The organism is Shewanella sp. 11B5 (assembly GCF_002836795.1).
In the GTDB taxonomy this organism is placed as follows: Bacteria; Pseudomonadota; Gammaproteobacteria; order Enterobacterales; family Shewanellaceae; genus Shewanella; species Shewanella frigidimarina.
This window is the reverse complement of record NZ_PJAP01000073.1, coordinates 1-1,381: the sequence shown is the minus strand read 5'-3', so window position 1 is coordinate 1,381 and position 1,381 is coordinate 1. Positions and strand designations below refer to the sequence as shown.

Sequence of the window (1,381 nt, the reverse complement as noted above, 5' to 3'; positions counted from 1 at the left end):
GTTATTTGTCTAACGGTCATTCTTTCTATCGCGATTACCATTCGTACAATCTCTAAATGTCACAACATAAGCCTGATAATAAAAAAGCTAACACCATAATGGGGTTAGCTTAATGTGTATCCAACAGGCTTTGTTTCTGTACAGGTGTAGTTCAATACCACAGGCAAGTGTTATTCACTGTCAAACTTGACTCGTTGTTGCTCTTGGTTATTCGGCCAAGCATTGATGACGGCTTTGACTAACGAAGCTAGTGGTATGGCAAAAAAGACTCCCCAAACGCCCCATAAGCCACCAAATACTAACACCGCAGCAATAATCACAACGGGATGTAAATCAACAGCATCAGAAAAGAGTAGCGGTACTAACACATTGCCATCTAACGCCTGAATAATCCCATAACCTAACATTAAATAACCAAATTCAGCACTAAAACCCCACTGAAAAAATGCCACTAACGCAATCGGCAATGTAACCAATGTTGCGCCAACATATGGGATCAATACCGACAAACCTGTTAATACGCCCAGTAGCGCTGAATAACGCAACCCCATGATAGCAAAAAAGATATAACTGGCTACGCCAATAATAACAATCTCAATCACTTTACCGCGAATATAATTAAAAATTTGTTGGTCCATTTCAAACCAAACTTTTCGTGCAAGACCACGGTTAGACGGGAAAAATCGTTTGCTACCGTTTAATAAAAACTCTTTGTCTTTTAAAAAGAAAAATACCAATAATGGTACTAAAATCGCGTACACCATTAACACTAATAATGACGCAGAATAACCCAGAATTTGTTTACCTAAATCAATCAGGTGCTGTGTATCAAGCATCTTGTTGATTTCTTCCATCATCGAATCAAGTTGCGATGCACTCACAAACTGCGGGTAATCAGCACTAAATTCGCGCACGATTATCATGCCCTTATCGATCATAGAAGGTAAATCGGTGACCAATGACACTCCTTGGCGCCAAATACTGGGCACTAAACCAAACGTCAAAATAATCATCAACCCTAAAAAAACCACCAACACAATTGTTGCAGCAGCGGTTCGGCTTATACCCAGTCGCGACATCTGTGCTACTGGCCACTCTAATAAAAAAGCTAACACCAAAGCAACCAGTAATGGCGCAAGTAATCCGGAACCAAAGTACAATGCAAGACCAATCCCAATAATGATAAACATTAACGTTATGGCTTGTGGGTCACTAAAACGGGTTTTGTACCAATCAGTTAAAATTTCCAGCATTGAAAAACCTTTTATATAAACAATATTAATTTGTTTTGGTGATGATAAATGACAAGCATTGCGGTTGATCAGCAATGATTTCAATACCAAAACCCATTTTTTTTATCAACAAGGGAACATCTCGGCGT

The 1,381-nt window shown here is 39.1% G+C and carries 1 protein-coding gene; it reads right to left on the bottom strand.

Features of this window, described 5'->3' with window-relative positions; genetic code table 11:
• Positions 1-170 precede the first annotated feature (170 nt).
• Positions 171-1,253 carry an AI-2E family transporter gene (locus tag CXF78_RS00605; RefSeq protein ID WP_011637223.1) on the bottom strand — a complete coding sequence of 361 codons (1,083 nt, stop codon included), beginning with the start codon at positions 1,251-1,253 and terminating at the stop codon, positions 171-173.
• Between the last annotated feature and the right edge of the window lie 128 nt (positions 1,254-1,381).